This is a genomic window from Halococcus dombrowskii (assembly GCF_022870485.1).
In the GTDB taxonomy this organism is placed as follows: Archaea; Halobacteriota; Halobacteria; order Halobacteriales; family Halococcaceae; genus Halococcus; species Halococcus morrhuae.
Window position 1 is genome coordinate 2,118,996 of sequence record NZ_CP095005.1, and the last position, 17,073, is coordinate 2,136,068.

General features: G+C 65.8%; 17 protein-coding genes and 1 tRNA gene. 12 read left to right on the top strand and 6 right to left on the bottom strand.

The features are described 5' to 3' along the window. Positions 1-256 precede the first annotated feature (256 nt). The 4 genes from MUK72_RS10850 to MUK72_RS10865 form a co-directional block, all read right to left on the bottom strand. Complete coding sequence (locus tag MUK72_RS10850) at positions 257-1,081, bottom strand: carbon-nitrogen family hydrolase (protein ID WP_244700297.1); 825 nt, start codon at positions 1,079-1,081, stop codon at positions 257-259. Continuing rightward, the gene (locus tag MUK72_RS10855; RefSeq protein WP_244700301.1) at positions 1,082-1,510 is read right to left on the bottom strand and encodes an SRPBCC family protein; all 429 of its coding nucleotides are present in this window, start codon (positions 1,508-1,510) and stop codon (positions 1,082-1,084) included. A 65-nt stretch (positions 1,511-1,575) separates the two neighbouring features. Beyond that, positions 1,576-1,800 carry a DUF7123 family protein gene (locus tag MUK72_RS10860; RefSeq protein ID WP_004054626.1) on the bottom strand — a complete coding sequence of 75 codons (225 nt, stop codon included), beginning with the start codon at positions 1,798-1,800 and terminating at the stop codon, positions 1,576-1,578. A 46-nt stretch (positions 1,801-1,846) separates the two neighbouring features. Continuing rightward, positions 1,847-2,035 (bottom strand): DUF7525 family protein, encoded by a 189-nt coding sequence (locus MUK72_RS10865; RefSeq protein ID WP_004054628.1) that lies wholly within the window; start codon positions 2,033-2,035, stop codon positions 1,847-1,849. A 126-nt stretch (positions 2,036-2,161) separates the two neighbouring features. Here MUK72_RS10865 and MUK72_RS10870 point away from each other — a divergent pair, with 126 nt between their 5' ends. From MUK72_RS10870 to mobA, 11 genes are all read left to right on the top strand, one after another. Then, positions 2,162-3,121 (top strand): LEA/WHy family protein, encoded by a 960-nt coding sequence (locus MUK72_RS10870; protein WP_244700304.1) that lies wholly within the window; start codon positions 2,162-2,164, stop codon positions 3,119-3,121. Between the two features lie 49 nt (positions 3,122-3,170). Next, complete coding sequence (gene thyX, locus MUK72_RS10875) at positions 3,171-3,914, top strand: FAD-dependent thymidylate synthase (RefSeq protein WP_004054633.1); 744 nt, start codon at positions 3,171-3,173, stop codon at positions 3,912-3,914. Between the two features lie 59 nt (positions 3,915-3,973). Beyond that, positions 3,974-5,113, top strand: coding sequence for a helix-turn-helix transcriptional regulator (locus MUK72_RS10880; RefSeq protein ID WP_244700307.1), 1,140 nt, complete (start codon positions 3,974-3,976; stop codon positions 5,111-5,113). A gap of 61 nt (positions 5,114-5,174) precedes the next feature. Next, positions 5,175-5,249, top strand: a tRNA-Glu gene (locus MUK72_RS10885). A gap of 187 nt (positions 5,250-5,436) precedes the next feature. Continuing rightward, positions 5,437-5,856: a peptide-methionine (R)-S-oxide reductase MsrB gene (gene msrB, locus MUK72_RS10890; RefSeq protein ID WP_244700310.1), complete on the top strand. Its 420-nt coding sequence runs from the start codon at positions 5,437-5,439 to the stop codon at positions 5,854-5,856. 80 nt (positions 5,857-5,936) lie between these two features. Continuing rightward, entirely contained in the window at positions 5,937-7,025 is a 1,089-nt protein-coding gene (locus MUK72_RS10895) for a PstS family phosphate ABC transporter substrate-binding protein (protein ID WP_244700313.1), read from the top strand. After that, positions 7,022-8,074: a phosphate ABC transporter permease subunit PstC gene (gene pstC / locus MUK72_RS10900; protein WP_004054639.1), complete on the top strand. Its 1,053-nt coding sequence runs from the start codon at positions 7,022-7,024 to the stop codon at positions 8,072-8,074. The genes MUK72_RS10895 and pstC overlap by 4 nt, the downstream gene beginning before the upstream one ends. Next, positions 8,071-9,708: a phosphate ABC transporter permease PstA gene (gene pstA, locus MUK72_RS10905; RefSeq protein ID WP_244700315.1), complete on the top strand. Its 1,638-nt coding sequence runs from the start codon at positions 8,071-8,073 to the stop codon at positions 9,706-9,708. Before pstC ends, pstA begins: the two co-directional genes overlap by 4 nt. Then, a complete protein-coding gene (pstB, locus tag MUK72_RS10910; protein WP_244700318.1) occupies positions 9,705-10,583 on the top strand; it encodes a phosphate ABC transporter ATP-binding protein PstB in 879 nt (292 codons plus the stop codon). The genes pstA and pstB overlap by 4 nt, the downstream gene beginning before the upstream one ends. A 51-nt stretch (positions 10,584-10,634) precedes the next feature. Beyond that, positions 10,635-12,644 (top strand): molybdopterin oxidoreductase family protein, encoded by a 2,010-nt coding sequence (locus MUK72_RS10915; protein ID WP_244700321.1) that lies wholly within the window; start codon positions 10,635-10,637, stop codon positions 12,642-12,644. Then, on the top strand, positions 12,641-13,267 hold the full coding sequence (mobA, locus tag MUK72_RS10920) for a molybdenum cofactor guanylyltransferase (RefSeq protein ID WP_244700324.1): 627 nt from the start codon (positions 12,641-12,643) through the stop codon (positions 13,265-13,267). Before MUK72_RS10915 ends, mobA begins: the two co-directional genes overlap by 4 nt. Positions 13,268-13,285: 18 nt before the next feature. Here mobA and moaA read toward each other — a convergent pair whose 3' ends face one another. Next, positions 13,286-14,245 carry a GTP 3',8-cyclase MoaA gene (gene moaA / locus MUK72_RS10925; protein WP_244700367.1) on the bottom strand — a complete coding sequence of 320 codons (960 nt, stop codon included), beginning with the start codon at positions 14,243-14,245 and terminating at the stop codon, positions 13,286-13,288. 119 nt (positions 14,246-14,364) lie between these two features. Then, on the bottom strand, positions 14,365-15,291 hold the full coding sequence (locus tag MUK72_RS10930; RefSeq protein ID WP_244700370.1) for a WD40/YVTN/BNR-like repeat-containing protein: 927 nt from the start codon (positions 15,289-15,291) through the stop codon (positions 14,365-14,367). 159 nt (positions 15,292-15,450) lie between these two features. On the opposite strand from MUK72_RS10930, the gene MUK72_RS10935 reads away from it, so the two are divergent. Then, positions 15,451-17,067, top strand: a complete 1,617-nt coding sequence (locus tag MUK72_RS10935; protein WP_244700373.1) for a long-chain fatty acid--CoA ligase — start codon at positions 15,451-15,453, stop codon at positions 17,065-17,067. Positions 17,068-17,073 lie beyond the last annotated feature (6 nt).

Here is a 17,073-nt window from a genome sequence, read left to right on the forward strand (position 1 = left end):
TTGTCGGACAGAAGTACGTGAAAATTCGATTCCGAACCCACTGCAACGTACTGATTTTCCCATTACAGGTTCTCGATCGGATCTGTCCGACAGTATGACGAGTGGAACGAAACGAGCGGGACGGGGTGGGTCGCGTCCGGATCCGAGTGGGGGTGCGGGTTGCGGCGGGACGAGCGCTGTGTGCCGGCTGCGACGAGAAAAGCGTCACGTACCGGCGTTTACAGGAAAGCATCGGCGCCTGATAAGCCCCTCGTTTCTATCGCCGATCGCGGAGCGCCGGGAACTCATCACGCACGCTCGCCACGCGTTCGGGATCGATATCGGCGGTGACGATCGTCGGTTCGTCGGCGGCATGCTCACCGGAACCCGCTTGCGCCGAACTCTCACCCCAGGGATCGTAGATCGCCGAGCGCCCACAGAGTGCGGTCTCGCCGAACACGCCGGAACCGTTGCAGGCCGCCACGAACAGCTGGTTCTCGATCGCCCGCGCCCGCGGGAGGAGTTTCCAGTGATCGACGCGCGGATACGGCCACGCGCTCGGGACGAGAATCAGAGTCGCCCCCGCATCGACGAACTCGCGATACAGTTCGGGAAAGCGCAGATCGTAGCAGGTCGTGATGCCGATCGTGAACCCGTCGAATGCGGTCAGCCCGAGCGACTGGCCGGGAACGAGCAGTTCGGCCTCCCGCGACTCGTAGCCGAAGAGGTGGTGTTTGCGGTAGATCGCTCGCCGCTCGCCGTCGCGGTCGAAGAACACCGACGTGTTCGCCAGCCCATTCTCACTCGGCGTCTCGAACCCGTCACGCGTGCTTGCCGCAAGGTCCTCGACGATCGAGCCGGCGAGCACGCCGACGTCGTGGGTTCGCGCCGCGTCGGCGATCCGCGCGAGCGTCGGCCCGGCGAGCGACTCGGCCGCCCGCTCGTACTCGTCGAACGCGAAGTAGCCGACGGAGAATATCTCGGGGAGACAGACGAGATCCGCACCGTCGTCCGCGGCCGTGGCGATGGCCGCGAGCGCGCGTTCGACATTCGCCTCGATCGCACCGGGTTCGATGTCGTGTTGACAGCAGGCGAGGCGCATCTACGGCTCGGCCGCCGTATCCGCGCGGATGGCGGCTTCGAGGTTGTCGAGCTCGTCGTCGAGGTTACGCTTGAAAAATCCCTCGACGCCCGGCATCTTCCCCTCGACGGTGAAGCGGTTGCGCAGGCGGGTGCCATCGTCGACGGTTTCGAGGTCGTGTTCGCCGACGACCCGGAGGACGCGCGAGCGCCCGACGAACTCCACGTGGGTTGGCGGGTCGCGTTCGGTGTCCTCGGTCTCGACGGCGATCGTGCGGTCGACGAACGGGATCGGTAGGGCGATATGCCAGGTGGCATGGGTCTCGTCGTGGATCTCGAACGAGTCGACGACGCTGATCGCTTCGGCACGCTTGCCCGGATCGGCGATGAAGGCCCAGACCTGTTCGGGCGGGACGGCGAGCTCGAACGTACGTTCGACCCGGACTGTCATATCATCAGTAGGAGTTCAGTCGGTAAAAATCCGCCGACCCGGACGACCCGAACGCACTCGCCCACTTACCCGGGGGTGACGCGCCACGTGGTCGACTTCGCACGGCTCCACTTCTCGATGTCGATCTCCTCGGATTCCTCGTCGAGCCGCGGCAGCCGGACGCCGACCTGTTTGGCGCTCAACCCGAGCTGGTCGGCGATGTTCTTCGAGCGGAAGTAGCGCTCGCCACGCGCGACGCTGTCGTGGAGATACGCGAGGATCCGCCGATCCTCATCGGAAAAATCGGTCATTACGACCACTACGGTCGTGAGACTCTTAACGCTTTGTGGCAGCCGCTCACCCCGACAGCTGTATCGCCATGATCGCGATCGCGCCGGCGATCGAGGCCGCGGCGAACCCCCAGGCAGCGGTGAGTTGGGTTTCGAGCAGTCCACCGACGAGCGCGGCGAGCGCGCCGACGAGCGCGAGGACGACGAACAACACGGCGAAGCCGACGCCGCGGTCGGTCCCGACGGATGTGGCCATGCCGACGCTATCACCGGCGGGGACTTAGTTCGTTCCATCACGGCGGGCGCTGTAGCGGTTCACACCCGAATCGTGGCGGCCGATCGACAGCCTATTTTCCCCGACCACGAAGGCATACCCGATCGCATGAATCGTACGCGCGCCGTCGTCCTCGTGTTCGTCGTTCTCGCCGCGATCGGCGGCGTGGCCGTCCTCACCGTCGACCGTCCGACGGTCGCGGGAACCGAGAGCCGTTTTTCGGGTGTGAACGACTCGACGACGCTCGTCACGACCGAACTCCGCGTCACGAACCCGAACCCGATCCCGATCGAGCTCGGCAACACGACCGTAAACCACTCGATACGGATGAACGGCATCGAGATGGGCACCGGGAGCCGTGACGATATCCGGGCCGCACCGGGCACGTCGACGGTGAACTTCACGACCGCCATCGACAATCGGAACATTCCGACGTGGTGGGCGAGCCACGTCGAGCGCGGCGAGCGCACGCGGGTTGTCACGGGCGCGGCCGTCGACGTGCCGGTGTTCGGGACAGCGCGCGTGAGCGAGAACCGGACGCTGACGACCGACATCACCGGTGCGCTGAACACGAGCGAGCCACGGCCGATCAACGCGAGCCTCCCGTTCGTCGACGATCCCGTCCTCGTCGTCGAGCGCACGTCGGCGACGTGGGGGAACGTGACGCGCGAGAGGACGCCGCTCGACATCGGCCTTCAACTGCGAAATCCGACCGAGATCCCGATTCCCGTCGCTCGCATCGACTACACGCTCACGATGAACGGGATCGCCGTCGGCAACGGCACGACGGGCGAGGGAACGGTACTTTCGCCCGGCAGCGAGCAAACGATCACGGCGAGGGCGGCCATCCGCAACGACGAGCTCGACGACTGGTGGGTCAGCCACATCGAGCGCGACCAGCGGACCGATCTGGGGGTGTCGCTCACCGCCGTGCTCGAACTCCCTGGCAACCGAACGGTCGAACTGCCGCTCGACGATCTCGGCACGAACACCACCATCGACACCGACGTGTTCGACACGGGGAACGGGTCGGACGGCTCGACGAGTTCGATTCGGCTGACGCGCTGAGGATGCTCCTGACCGACAGGATATTACCCCGGCTGTTCCGTCGTTGGGTATGGATGTCCGTCTGCTCGAAGCGACAGAGGATCCGGAGCGAGTGATCTGTACCGCCGCGCGCAGCGACTATTCGTCGGGCTTCGTCGGTGAACAGTCGTTCGCGGAGACGATGAGCACCGTCGACGGGGAGACGACCGAGGAGAAAAAGCGCACGCTCATCGGCCGCCTGCTCGATCACGGCCACTTCGGCCCGTTCGAGCATCCCCAAGCCACGTTCGGCGTCAAGGGGATCAGCCGCTCGTGTATGGCTCAGCTCACACGTCATCGCCACGTCTCCTTCGACGTCCAGTCGATGCGCTACGTCTCCTTCGACGAGGTCGATCCCGCCGACGTACGCGAGGGCGCGATGGTCGTCACGCCACCGTCGGCGACCGATCCCGACTGGGTGGGGCGCAATCAGAGCGGCGGTGCGGTCGACGACGAGGTGGTCGAAAAACGCGAGCGGATCTTCCGCGAATCGGTCACGGAATCGGTCGAATCGTATCAGAAGCTGCTCGATACGGGGATGCCCCCGGAGGACGCCCGGTTCGTGCTGCCGATCGGCACCGAGGTGAACATGGTGCTGTCGATGAACGTCAGGATGCTGATGCACGTCGCGGACATGCGCGCCGCCGCCGACAGCCAGTGGGAAATTCGCCATCTCACCGAGTCGATCCTCGACCACGCCGCGGAGTGGTGTCCGCTAACGTTCGCCCACTACGACGAGCAGATGAAGGGGCGCAAGAACCGGCTCGCGCCCTGAGTCGTTCGGACGGTCGTGGTCATAGCGTTTTTATATGATGGTCCGATCATCTACGATGGATGAAGCGGCTGTCGGTGCTCGGCCTCGTCGCCGCGATAGTGCTCGGAGCAGTTTTGCTCCCCGCCGTAGCGATCGGCGACGCACAGGCCGCCCCGTCGAACGGCTCCGACACCGCGACGTCGTTCAACGACGCACGGTTCGTCGTCACGGTCTACGAGAACGGCTCTGCGCGCTGGACCCAGCGCTACAACCAACCGCTCACCAACGAGAGTCAGACCAGTCGCTTCCGTGCCTATGCGAACCGGTTCGGCAGCGAAGAAACGCCGTTGTACACTGATTTCAGGGAACGAGCGACGACGCTCACCGCGGACGGCTCGAACGCGACGGGACGGTCGATGGATGCGCGCGGGTTCAGGCGTGACACGCGCGTGAGTTCGCAGCCGCGGACGACGGGCGTCGTCGAGATGTCGTTCCTCTGGACGAACTTCACGTCCACCGAGGGGAGCCACACCGTCGGCGAGAGCTTCGAAAGCGGGCTCTATCTCTCCAAGGGGATGTCACTCGAATTCCGTGCCGGGCCGAACCTCGAAGTCGACTGGGAATCGGTCGAACCGGCAGCCGACGCCTCGACCAACGGCTCGGCGAACACGACCGATTCGCTGACGTACTTCGGGCCGGCACAGTTCGCGAGCGGACAGCCCCACGTCGTCTTCACCGAGGAATCGGCGCTGGCGGCCGACGAGGGCTCGTCGTCCGAACTGCCGCTCCTGTGGGGTGCTGGCATACTCATCGTCGTCCTCGTCGGCGGCGTGATCGCCTGGCGATCGGGCATCGCCGGGACGAGCGACGAACCACCCGATTCCGGAGCGGCCGCCGAAGCCGATATCGACGACGAGTCAGAGCCCGAAAGCGAGGACGAACCAGCGGCGACGACCGCACCGCCCGAACCGGCCGTGAGCGCCGCCGACATGAAGACCGATGCCGACCGGATCGCCGAGCTGCTCGACGCCAACGGCGGGCGGATGCAGCAGGGCGATATCGTCGAGCAGACCGACTGGTCGAAATCGAAGGTGAGCACGCTGCTCTCCGAGATGGCCGAGGAGGACCGAGTGAGCAAACTCCGCGTCGGTCGTGAGAACATCGTCAGCCTCGACGGCCACGAGCCCGACATCACCGGCTCGCCGTTCGAGGACGGGTAGGCTCAAAGCGCAACGGTTAAACCCGATTCGTCGCTACAAACGAGTGCAGCCACAGAGGTGTGCTCTGGTGGTGTAGTCCGGCCAATCATATCACCCTCTCACGGTGATGACCAGGGTTCGAATCCCTGCCGGAGCATTCTGCGACGAACACGAGTGAGGAGCCGATGCGACGCGGATTCGAGCACGCGAGTCGCAGCGCGCGGGTGCGACCGTCTCGCGCCAGTTCGAATCCCTGCCGGAGCATTTTCCAGCGATCACGACCGGTCAGCGACCGCTCGGTCGCATGCCACAACAGCCAAAAGCGTGCGCCCCCTTCGATAGGTATGTCGAACGAACCGGCGACGACCGGCGAGAGTCTGCCCGAGACCGACGATGAATGGCGCGAGCTGCTGACCGACGAGGAGTACGATATCCTGCGCGAGCAGGGGACCGAGCCGAAGTTCAGCGGCGAGCTGCTCGACGAGGACGACGACGGCACCTTCGTCTGTGCCGGCTGCGGCACCGAACTGTTCTCCTCGGACACCAAGTTCGAATCCAAGACCGGCTGGCCGAGCTTCTCGGACGCCGCCGACGAGAACATCGAGTTCCGGCGCGACACCAGTCACGGGATGGAGCGCACCGAAGTGGTCTGTGCGACCTGCGGTGGCCATCTCGGTCACGTCTTCGACGACGGTCCGGAACCGACTGGCAAGCGCTACTGCATCAACTCGGCGGCGCTCGGCTTCGACGAAGAGGACGCCTAACTACGCCGACCGTGCGGACACGTACCGCTATATAGATTTCATAGTAGAGTATTTATCCTCCCTGTGGCTACCGACAGACGATGCAGGGAACGCCTGTGAGTCGGCGTACGGTACTGGCTGGCGGGGCCGGGCTGTGCGCGGGGCTCGCTGGCTGTATCAGCACGAGCGCGACGCCGCCGGACAGTGCCAGCGGGAACGACTCCGAGGGGGGTGGGGCGGGCGATGTCCCGACCCTCCAGGCCGGTGGCTCCTCGACGGTGTACCCGATCGTCGACAGGGCGGCCTCCTTCTGGGGAACGAACGCGGCCCCGCCCGATGGGAAATACTGGAAACCGAAGCAATACGGCATCGAGACCGAGGAACGGCTCGCCGACTATTGGGCCGGGATGTACGGCTTCGACGCGACCGAGACAGATTCGCCGCCGGTCGCGATAAACGTCAGTCTCAGCCACTCGGGGACCGGCCTCGAAAAGCTGCGCAACGGCCGGCTCGATATCGGCAATTCGAGCGCGCCGGTGAAAGCCGAATTTCCCGATCTCGCACAGAAGAAGCTCTCGAACTATGTAGATCACGTCGTCGGCGTCGATGCCCAGCCGATCGTCGTCAGTCAGGCGATCGTGGACGCCGGCGTCAGCGAGATCTCGGCCGAGACGCTGAAGGCCATCTACAAGGGTGAGATCACCGACTGGACGGGTGTGCCGGGCTACTCCGGCCCGAGCACGGAGATTCAGGTCGTCGGGCGCGCGGAGGGATCGGGCACCGACACCGCCTTCCGCAACAACCTCTTCGGCGACCCGAACGCCGCGATCCCCGGCGTCGACATCCGGAAGGGTGAGAACCAGCAGGTGAAACAGATCGTCACCAACTCCGAGAACGCCCTCGCGTACATGGCGCTCGCGTTCGTCGACGATTCGGTGCCGGCGATCGCGCTCACCTTCCAAGGGACGAAGTACGTGCCCGGTGAAAATCTCGCCGAGGGCGGCTATCCGCTCGCGCGCGATCTGCACTGTTACACCTACGACGGCACCTCGAAGAAGGAGGCCGCGCTGCTCCGGATGCTCGTGAGCGAGTACGGCCAGCAGTCGTTCGTGACGGCCGTGGGCTACTCGGCACTGCCGCCGAAACGCCGGAAGAAACAACGGCGACAACTCCCAGACACCCAACGATGAGCGTCGAACGCGGGCTCGTCGGCCGATTGGGTGTGGGTGACAGCCCCGTCGGCGTGCTGCTCGGCGTCACGCTGCTGGCGGTCGCGCTGACCTTCTTCCTCGCGCCCGGGCTGGTGATCTACCCGCTCGCGGCGTTCGCGCTGGTCGTCGTCTACGGGATTTTCAGGGAGCAAGGGACGACCGCCCGCGTGCTCGCGCTCGCGGCGACGATCGTGACGGTGCTCGTGCTCGGACTGATCACGATCTATCTGGTGGCGCAGTCGATCCCGGCCTTCCGGATCATGGGTATCGACATTCTGACGAAGACGGGCGGCAAACTCTGGAATCCGAGTTCGGCGATCTATTCGCTCGTGCCGATGATGTGGGGGACGCTCGTCACGACGCTCATCGCCACCGCCGTCGCTGCCCCGCTCGGCGTCGCCGGCGCGGTGTTCATCGCCGAGATGGCCCCCGACTGGGCGCGCGGCCTGCTCAAACCCGCCGTCGAAGCGCTCGCGGGCATCCCGTCGATCGTCTACGGCTTCATCGGCTTCGTCGTCCTCAACCCGTTCATGGCCGAGCAGTTCTCGCTGCCGACGTTCGGCAGCCTGTTCGTCGTCGGCGTCGTCATCGGCGCGATGGCGCTACCCACGGTCGTGTCGGTCGCCGAGGACGCCATCGCGAGCGTGCCCGGCCCGATGAAGGACGGCTCGCTCGCGCTCGGCGCGACCGACTGGCAGACGACGACCGCCGTGACGCTGCCGGCGGCCTTTTCGGGCGTCTCGGCCGCCGTCCTGCTGGGCATCGGTCGCGCCGTGGGTGAGACGATGGCCGCGACGGTGATCCTCGCGCACGCACAGGTGCTGCCCGACCCGCTCTACGACGTGTTCGGCAACACCGAAACGCTCACGAGCCTCATCGCGAGCCAGTACGGCATCGCCAGCGGCTCGCAGATGAGCGCGCTGTTCGCCGCCGGCGTCGTTCTTTTCATTACTGTGCTCGGCCTGAGCATCGGCTCGCAGTACGTCGAACGACGGATGGAACGAACGCTCGGGGGCGGCGACACATGAGCACGGACACGGGCGTTGCGAGCGCGCTCGATCGGGGGAGCACCGGCCCGCTGCGGTACGCCGGCGGGGCGGTCGTCGCGATCGGTGCCATCGTACTCGTCGCGAGCCTGCTCGCGTTCGTCCAGGTCGTCCCCACCACGGTCGCGGGCGCGTCGCTGTTCGACGTGCTCGCGCTCGCGCTCGTCGCGGCGGCGTGCTGTCTGGTCGCGGTCGTCGTCGCCGCCAAACTCGGTGTGCTCGACACCGCGCCGGACCACACCGCCGGCACGTCGCTCGCGGCCGTGTTCGGTCTCGTCGGGCTCGTCGTCGGCGGACTCGTGGCCGCACAGACACTCGGTTTCAGTACTCTCTGGCCGATCGGTGCGCTCGCTGGCGCGGCACTCGGGATCGTGCTGGCGATCGTTCCCCAAGAGGATAGCGCGCTCGCGGCGACCGGTGGTGGGTTCGCGCTTCTGGTCGGCGGGGTCATTCTGACGGACGTCATCGGTCCGGACTGGCGATGGCAGCCGGAGGGGCTGTCGGCCGCGTTCACACCCGAGACGACACTGCCGATCCTGCTCGGCGTCGCCGGCCTGCTGCTCGCGTGGGTCGGCGCGCAGGCGGCCGCCGGTTTCGGCACGCAGGGGAAGGCACGCGGCGCATCGCTGCTCGTGAGCGCGAACGCGGCGGGGATGATCGCGCTGCTGGTCGTTCTCATCTCCTTCATCGCCGTGCGCGGCTGGGGACCGATGACCGAGGGCATCCGTTTCGGGTTGTTCTGGGAGCCGGTGACGTGGTTTCAGCCACCCGGCTGGGACGAATACGTCGTCATCAGCGCTCCCCTCGTCTGGTTCCACTGGCCGTTCGTGATGGAAGGGTTCGCGATCACGAACGCGATCAACGGCGTCGCGCCGGCGATCGTCGGCACCGTCTGGCTGGTCGTCGGCGCGGTGTCGGTCGCCATCCCGCTCGGGGTGGGGACCGCCGTCTTCCTGACCGAGTACGCCGAACAGGGTCGGATCACGTCGCTCGTCGAGATCGCCACGAACGGGCTCTGGAGCACCCCGAGCATCGTCTACGGTCTGTTTGGGTTGGCCTTCCTCGTACCGCGCATCGGCAACGGGAGCAGCCTGCTGTCGGGCATGCTGGTGCTCAGTTTCATGCTGCTTCCGCTCGTGATCATCACGAGCCGCGAGGCGCTGCTCAACGTGCCCGATCAGTACCGCGACGCGAGCGCCGCCCTCGGCGTGAGTCGCTGGCAGACGATCAAGAGCGTCGTCCTGCCGGCGGCGATGCCCGGCGTCGTGACCGGCGCGATCCTCGGTGTGGGTCGCATCGCCGGCGAGACCGCGCCCATCCTGCTCGTCCTCACCGGCGAGCCGTTTCCCGAGACCGGACCCGATCTCCTGAACTTCGGGGCGGCGTTCACCTCGTCGTTCCCGTTCGTCGAACTATCCGTTCTCAACACTGACGCACTGCTCCAGCCGGCGACCGCGCTCCCCTATCAGCTGTTCGCAACCATCACCGCCGGCGTCGGCAACGTCGGCGAGGGGTTCTCGTGGGGGACGGCGCTCGTTCTCCTGCTGGTGGTCTTCGCCTTCTACGCGGTCGGCATCGCCTCGCGGCGCTACTTCGACACCAAACTCCAATCATGAGCACGATCCAACAGGACCGAGACCGGACCGTCGGCGAAAGCGACGAGCGCATCGAACCGGAGTGGACGAACTACGACTTCGACAACGGGACGAAGTTCGCCGTCGACGACCTCGACGTCTTCTACGGCGACGAACAGGCACTCGAAGGGATCGAGCTCGACATCCCCGAAGAGAGCGTCACGGCGCTCATCGGCCCGTCGGGCTGTGGGAAATCGACGTTCCTCAGATGCCTGAACCGGATGAACGATCGCATCAAGGCCGCGCGCGTCGAGGGGAGCGTCGCACTCGACGGCCAGGAAATTTACGGCGACGACGTCGATCTCGTCGAGCTCAGAAAGCGCGTCGGGATGGTGTTCCAGCAGCCGAACCCGTTCCCCAAATCCATCCGGAAGAACGTCTCCTACGGCCCGCGCAAACACGGCGACATCGAGACTGGCCTGCTTGCACGGCTGTTCGGCGACGACGCCGGCGACGAGGATACCCTCGTCGAACGCGCGCTCCGGCAGGCCGCCCTCTGGGACGAGGTCGACGACCGCCTGGACGACAACGCGCTCGGACTGTCAGGAGGACAACAACAGCGCCTCTGCATCGCGCGCTGTCTCGCGGTCGATCCCGAAGTGATCCTGATGGACGAGCCCGCGAGCGCACTCGATCCGATCGCGACCGCGAAGATCGAGGACCTCATCGAAGACCTCGCCGAGGACTACACCGTGGTCGTCGTCACCCACAACATGCAGCAAGCCGCCCGCATCTCCGATCAGACCGCCGTCTTCCTCACCGGTGGCGAGCTCGTCGAGTACGGCGACACGAACGAGATCTTCGAGAACCCCGAGAGCCAGCGCGTCGAGGACTACATCACCGGCAAGTTCGGCTGACCCCAGGAACCCTTTTGCGTCCGTCGCGGTAAGGAGAGAGTCGACGAACCGATGAGCGAGCCACACGAGGACATCAAAAGCATCTGCCCGCTCTGTGCAGTCGGCTGTAGCGTCCGCTACGACGGAGCCACGGGCCGTGCGCGCGGCTGGCCGGGCGCACCCGTCAACGAGGGTGGCGAGCTCTGTCCGAAAGGGATCGCCGCTTTCGACGTGTTCGACGACGCGGAGCGCCTCACCCATCCCCTGATGCGACGGAACGGTGACCTCGAACCCGTCTCCTGGAACGAGGCGTACGACCGCATCGAGCGCGAGTTCGGGGAGATCGTCGCCGACCACGGCCCGGACGCGCTGGCCTTTCTCGGCGCGCCACACTGTACGAACGAGGAGAACTACCTCTTCGGGAAGCTCGCGCGGAGCCTCGGCACGAACAACGTCGACAACCGGGCACGGCTCTGCCACGATTCGACCATGTCGGCGATGGAAGAGCGCCTCGGTTCCGGCGGGATGACGAACTCGCTCGCCGATCTCGCCGAGGCCGGGGCGTTTCTGGTGATCGGCTCGAACCCAGCCGACCAGCAGCCGGTCGCGTTCGACTCGTACGTCCGGCCCGCGGTCAACGCGGGCGCACAGCTGATCCACGTCGATCCGCGCGCGAACGCGACGACCCGCCTCGCCGACACGCACATCGCGCCACGACCGGGCACGGACGCGCTTGTGGTCGCGCTACTCGTGAAGACGATCCTGGACGAGGGGCTGGTCGACGAGGAGTTCGTCGCCGATCGGACTGAAGGATTCGCGGCGTTCGCCGCATCGGTCGACGAGATGGATACGGAGACGCTCGCGGGGCGCGCCGGCGTCGATCCGGCGGCGATCCAGGAAGCCGCCCGTGCGTTCGGCGAGGCCGAGCGGGCGGCCGTCGTCGCTGGCACTGGCGTGGAGGGCGACAGTCCCGACGACAGCGCCACCGCCGACGCGCTGTTGAACCTCCTCCTGCTCACCGGGAACCTCGGCAAGCGCGGCGCGGGCATGAACCTCTTCCGCGGGCTCAACAACGAGCAGGGGGCCTGTGACGCCGGCGCGCTCCCCCACCGATTGCCGGGCGGTCGTCCCGTCACCGACCCGGCGGCGCGCGCGCAGGTGGCCGACGTCTGGGGGTTCGAACCGCCCGCCGAGCCCGGACCGACGGAGCTCGATCTCGTGCGCGAGTTCGGTGCGGGGATCCAGGCTGCGTTCGTCCTCGGCGAGAACCCCGCAGTGACGAAACTCGACAGGCAGGGCGTCGCGCGCGGTCTCCAGTCGCTCGAATTCCTGGTTGTGCAGGACGTCACCCACACCGAGACGACCGCCCACGCCGACGTCGTGCTGCCGGCGGCCGTCTGGTCGGAGAAAGCTGGAACCGTGACGAACCTCGATCGCCAGGTCCAGCGGACGCGCGTGCTCGAATCGCCACCGAGTGCTGCGCGCAGCGATCTCGAAATTCTGTGTGCACTCGGCGAGCGCCTCGTCGGAGACGGGTTCGAGTACGATGGTCCACAGGAGGTGTTCGACGAACTCGCCGCCGTCAACCCGCAGTACGCGGGGATGAGCTACGAAGGGATCGGCATGGATAGTCAGCGCTGGCCGTTTCCCGACGGCGCAGACGAGGGAACCGACGTGCTCCATCGGGAGGAGTTCATGACCGGCGAGCGCCGCGCGCCGTTCGTCACGATCCCCACCACCGAGCCCGCCGACGGGGGCATTGGGGACGACGAACTCGTGTTGCTCACCGGCTCGCGCAGCGGCGACATCGCCATGACGACGATGGGGAGCGAGGTGGGGACACACGACGACACCCTCGTCATCCATCCCGTGGACGCCGACGCGCGGGGCGTGGCCGACGGCGATCGGGTCGTCGTCGAGAATCAGGATGGGCGCGTCGAACTCGTCGCCGAGCGGAGCCAGGGCGTTCGACGGGGCACCGTCTTCGTCCACGCCGGCGTCGCCGATCCGCTGCTCGGTGCCGGACGAACGCGCATCGACGCCACTCCAGCCTCCGAGCGTGCCGCCGAGAACGAACGATGAGTGACGATTCGCGCGGTGGTGTCGTCATTGCCGGCGGTCGCTCGACACGCTTCGGCGAGCGGGACAAAGTCCTCGCTGAGCTCGCTGGCGTGCCGCTGGTACGCCGGGTCGCCGAGCAACTCAGGGGACTGGACGAACTCGTCATCAGCTGTCGGACCGACCAGACCACAGCCATCGAGCGCGCGCTCGATGGAATTGAGTTCCGCTGTGTCACGGACCCCGACCCCGATGGCGGGCCACTCGTCGGCGTTCGGGCCGGGCTGCGCGCGCTCGATACCGACTACGCAGCCGTCGTCGCCGCCGACATGCCGTTCGTCGATCCCGAATTCATCTCCTCTCTATTCACGCGCGCGGCGGGCCACGACGCGGCCGTGCCGCGACACGAGGACTGGTTCCAGCCAACGCAGGCGGTCTATCGAACCGACGCGATGGCCGATGCCTGCGCGGCGGCGCTCTCGCGTGGCGAGCGCGAACTGCGTGCGGCGCTCGACGTGCTCGATCACGTCGTCGTAACGGAGAGCGAGATCCGAGAACACGCCGACCCCCGGACGTTCGTGAACCTCAATACGCGTCGGGAGTTTGCCGCCGCCGAGCACGCGCTCGAAACGGACGACTGCTCGTGAAAATCCCCTATTCGTGCTCTACGCGCCGACGTACTCCTCGTTGACTTCCCAGCCGCCGTCGCCGTCGCGGATCATGTACTCGCCGTAGTAGGGGACTCTGTTGTCGACGACCTCGCGGAAGGTCGTGCGGATTTCGTCCCGGCTCATCTCGCCCATCGGACGAAGGTCGTCGTTGCGATTCAGACAGCCCTTGAGATAGCCCTCGTGAGTCACTCTGACCCGGTGGCAGTTCGCACAGAACGTCTCGTTCTCGACGGGATCGACGATCTCGACCATCCCGCCATCGACCCAGTAGCGCCGCCGGTCGTGCATCTCGCGGTGTTCGATTCGGTCGGCACGCTCGTCGAGCCACTCGTGGACGCGCGCAATATCGATCGCCCACTCGGGATGGCCGGCGATCTCGGGCATGTATTCGATGAGCTGGAGTCTGAGCCCCGAGTTGTCGCCGACGTGGTCGACCATCTCGGGGATGAACTCCGCTGTGTCCTCGAAGACGACCATGTTGAGCTTCACCGGGTCGAGCCCGGCGTCGAGTGCCGCCTCGACACCTTCGAGGACCTTATCGTACGCGCCGGCTTTCGTGATCTCGGCGAACGCCTCTCGATCGAGGGCGTCCTGCGAGACGTTCACCCTATCGAGCCCCGCCTCGTGTAGCTCCTCGGCACGACCCGGGAGGAAAGTACCGTTGGTGGTGAGCGAGGTCTCCATCCCGTCCGGCGTGCGCCGGATGATCTCCGCCAGATCCTGACGGAGCATCGGCTCGCCGCCGGTGAACTTCACCTTCTCGACGCCGAACTCGCGGACGACCTCCAGAAACCGCACCACGTCGTCGGTACCCATTTCGTTGTCGGCCGGCTCCATCGGTCCGCGCGTGTCGCCGAGCCCCTCGTTGTGACAGTAGACGCAGTCGAAGTTGCAGCGGTCGGTCAGCGAGACCCGCACCCCCGAGACCTCGCGGCCGAACCCGTCGACAAGCATACCAACCCGTTCGTTCGTGTACGGTTAAAACTGCGCGCCGTTTGCGGGCTCGTGTAATCGTATATGGTTACAAAAGTAGAGGTTCGAAACGACACGTGCGGTCGCGAGCAACCGGATGCTCAGTCGAGGGTCGCGAGCGAGCGAATCCTCGTTGAGATGGTGCCGAGCGTCGTCCAGCCATCGACTTCGCGGGCGAGCAGCCGTCCCTCGTTGGTGCCGGCGAGCGCGCGCCCGTCGTTGATCGTCCACGCGAGGACGACCTCGGTCGGTGCGCCCGGATACGGGACGTTGCCGAACGAGTCACCTCCATCGGTCGATTCGAACAGCGCCGCGTCAGCACCGCGCGAGCCCTCCCAGTTCGGCGGTGCCCCGCTCGCCGCGGCGGCGTACAGCCGTCCGTCCGCTGCGATCGTCTCCCGAAAGTATCGTTGATCGACGTCCGTATCGAGTCGCGTCCAGGACCGGCCAGCATCGTGGGTTCGATAGCAGCCGTCGCCGCAGGCGGCGACGTAGTCGTCGGGCCCGACGACGAGCACATGGTGGACATCATCGTGGACTCCTGTTCGTCGCTCGGTCCACGTCTCGCCGCGGTCCTCGCTCACGTGGACGCCGCCGACCTCGACGCCGGCGACCAGCCGGTCGGGCGCGTCGGGGTGGACGCCGAGGCTGCGAAGGTGAGCCTCATTGCGATGGCGCGGCGTGTGCCACTCGTCGCGGCTGGGCAGTTCCTGAAACCCATCGAGTTCGCGCCACGTCGCCCCGTCGTCGGTCGAGACGTACAGATGGGCGGGATGCGTCCCCGCGTACAGACGCTCGCCGTCGGGACTCGCGACGACCGAGAACACCTCCTCGCGCGGCACGCCGAGATCCGTCCACGAGTCGCCATCGGTCGATCGGTAGAGCCCACTTCTCGTCGCGGCGAAGGCGATACCGTCGAAGGTCCGAACACGGAGCGCATCGTCCGCATCGAGCACTCGTTCGGTTTCGTCGAGCGTTCCCACCGCGGAGCGAACGACGCCGTCGTCGGTACCGATGAGCAGCGCCATGCGGAAAGAATACCGCGGGTAGACATAAGCGGTACTGTGATGTCTCGCGATGTCGCGGGCGCTCGTTACGAAGCGGTTTCACGGAACATCGCCACGTTCCACCCAGTAGGCGGTCCGAAAGCATATCACCGTGGTATGCTATAATTCACCACGACTATGATGGACGTTCAGCTCACGCTCGGCGAACTGCTGGACCGCGCCGTACGTCTCTTTCCCGACCGGGAGATAGTTACCAAGCAGCCGGATGGAGACCGTCACCGCTACACGTACGGCGAGGCGGGAGCGCGAATCAATCAGCTCGCACATGCGCTCGACGAACTCGGAGTGGAGTCGGGTGAGCGAGTTGCGACGGTGGCACTTAACCACTACCGCCACTTCGAGTTGTACTTCGCACCACCGTGCTCGGGGCGGTCGATTCACATGTGCAACATGCGTCTGCCCGACGAGCATTTCCAGTATATCATCAACGACGCCGCCGACCGCGTCGTCTTCGTCGATCCGGCGTTCATCGAGAAGATCGAGGCAAACGCCGATGCCTTCGAGACCGTCGAACAGTACGTCGTCCTCGCTGACGACGTCCCGAAGACGTCGCTCTCACCGGTCGTGGCCTACGAGGACCTCATCGAAGGTCAGCCCACGGAGTATGACTGGCCCGCCATCGACGAAAGCGACGAGTGTGGAACGTGCTACACCTCCGGAACCACGGGCAAACCGAAAGGTGTCAGCTACTCTCATCGGGGGGTCTATCTCCACAGCATGATGTCCGGCCACACCGACACCAATGGCATCAGCCAGCGCGATACCGTTCTCCCCGTAGTGCCGATGTTCCACGCCAACGGCTGGGGAGTACCCTACGCTGCGACGTTCGTCGGCGCGAAGCAGGTGCTTCCCGGTGTTCACACCGACCCCGGCCCGGTCGCGGAGCTCATCGACGACGAGGGTGTCACGATGTCCGCCGCCGTCCCGACCATCTGGCTCGAGATGGCCGAGTATCTGGACGATAACCCCGACGTGGATATCTCGAACATCGACCGGCTCACCGTCGGTGGGGCTGCCCCACCGGAGTCGCTGATTCGCCGCTATGACGAGGAATACGACGCCCCGATCATACAGGGTTGGGGAATGACCGAAACCAGTCCGCTGGGAACGATGAGCACGCTCCGCAAAGAGCTGGAAGATCGCGATCCCGAGGAGCGGTATGCCTATCGGGCGAAAGCCGGCATACCTGTCCCTGGATTCCGAACGCGCATCATCGACGACGATGACGAAGAAGTCCCGGCGGACGACGAAACGATGGGCGAGTTGACGGTGCGAGCACCGTGGGTTGCCGACACTTATCACGATCGTCCGTCGGCGAACCGCGAGTCGTTCACCGAGGACGGATGGCTCCGCACCGGCGACATCGCCACCCACGACGAGCAGGGCTATATCGACATCGTGGACCGGACGAAGGACGTCATCAAATCGGGCGGCGAGTGGATCTCCAGTGTGGAGCTCGAAAACGAACTGATGGCCCACGACGCCGTCACGGAGGCGACGGTCATCGCTGTTGCCCACGAGAAATGGCAAGAACGACCGCTGGCGTGTGTCGTCACCGGCGAGCACGAGGTGACCGCCGACGAACTCCGTGACCACCTCGGCGAGCGGTTCCCCGACTGGTGGCTCCCCGATGAGTTCGAGTTTCTCGATGAAATCCCGCGCACTTCGACCGGCAAGTTCGACAAAATGGCGCTGCGCGAGCGACTCGACGACGCGACCGTCGACACCAAACCCTGATCCAGC

Bases quoted from the DNA above. Each gene is read 5' to 3' on its own strand.
- pstA (WP_244700315.1), top strand. From the start codon at position 8,071: ATGAGCACGGACACGGGCGTTGCGAGCGCGCTCGATCGGGGGAGCACC.
- MUK72_RS10895 (WP_244700313.1), top strand. From the start codon at position 5,937: ATGCAGGGAACGCCTGTGAGTCGGCGTACGGTACTGGCTGGCGGGGCC.
- moaA (WP_244700367.1), bottom strand. From the start codon at position 14,245: ATGCTTGTCGACGGGTTCGGCCGCGAGGTCTCGGGGGTGCGGGTCTCG.
- MUK72_RS10855 (WP_244700301.1), bottom strand. From the start codon at position 1,510: ATGACAGTCCGGGTCGAACGTACGTTCGAGCTCGCCGTCCCGCCCGAA.
- msrB (WP_244700310.1), top strand. From the start codon at position 5,437: ATGTCGAACGAACCGGCGACGACCGGCGAGAGTCTGCCCGAGACCGAC.
- MUK72_RS10930 (WP_244700370.1), bottom strand. From the start codon at position 15,291: ATGGCGCTGCTCATCGGTACCGACGACGGCGTCGTTCGCTCCGCGGTG.
- MUK72_RS10935 (WP_244700373.1), top strand. From the start codon at position 15,451: ATGGACGTTCAGCTCACGCTCGGCGAACTGCTGGACCGCGCCGTACGT.
- MUK72_RS10865 (WP_004054628.1), bottom strand. From the start codon at position 2,035: ATGGCCACATCCGTCGGGACCGACCGCGGCGTCGGCTTCGCCGTGTTG.
- pstC (WP_004054639.1), top strand. From the start codon at position 7,022: ATGAGCGTCGAACGCGGGCTCGTCGGCCGATTGGGTGTGGGTGACAGC.
- MUK72_RS10870 (WP_244700304.1), top strand. From the start codon at position 2,162: ATGAATCGTACGCGCGCCGTCGTCCTCGTGTTCGTCGTTCTCGCCGCG.
- MUK72_RS10850 (WP_244700297.1), bottom strand. From the start codon at position 1,081: ATGCGCCTCGCCTGCTGTCAACACGACATCGAACCCGGTGCGATCGAG.
- MUK72_RS10860 (WP_004054626.1), bottom strand. From the start codon at position 1,800: ATGACCGATTTTTCCGATGAGGATCGGCGGATCCTCGCGTATCTCCAC.
- MUK72_RS10880 (WP_244700307.1), top strand. From the start codon at position 3,974: ATGAAGCGGCTGTCGGTGCTCGGCCTCGTCGCCGCGATAGTGCTCGGA.
- pstB (WP_244700318.1), top strand. From the start codon at position 9,705: ATGAGCACGATCCAACAGGACCGAGACCGGACCGTCGGCGAAAGCGAC.
- thyX (WP_004054633.1), top strand. From the start codon at position 3,171: ATGGATGTCCGTCTGCTCGAAGCGACAGAGGATCCGGAGCGAGTGATC.
- mobA (WP_244700324.1), top strand. From the start codon at position 12,641: ATGAGTGACGATTCGCGCGGTGGTGTCGTCATTGCCGGCGGTCGCTCG.
- MUK72_RS10915 (WP_244700321.1), top strand. From the start codon at position 10,635: ATGAGCGAGCCACACGAGGACATCAAAAGCATCTGCCCGCTCTGTGCA.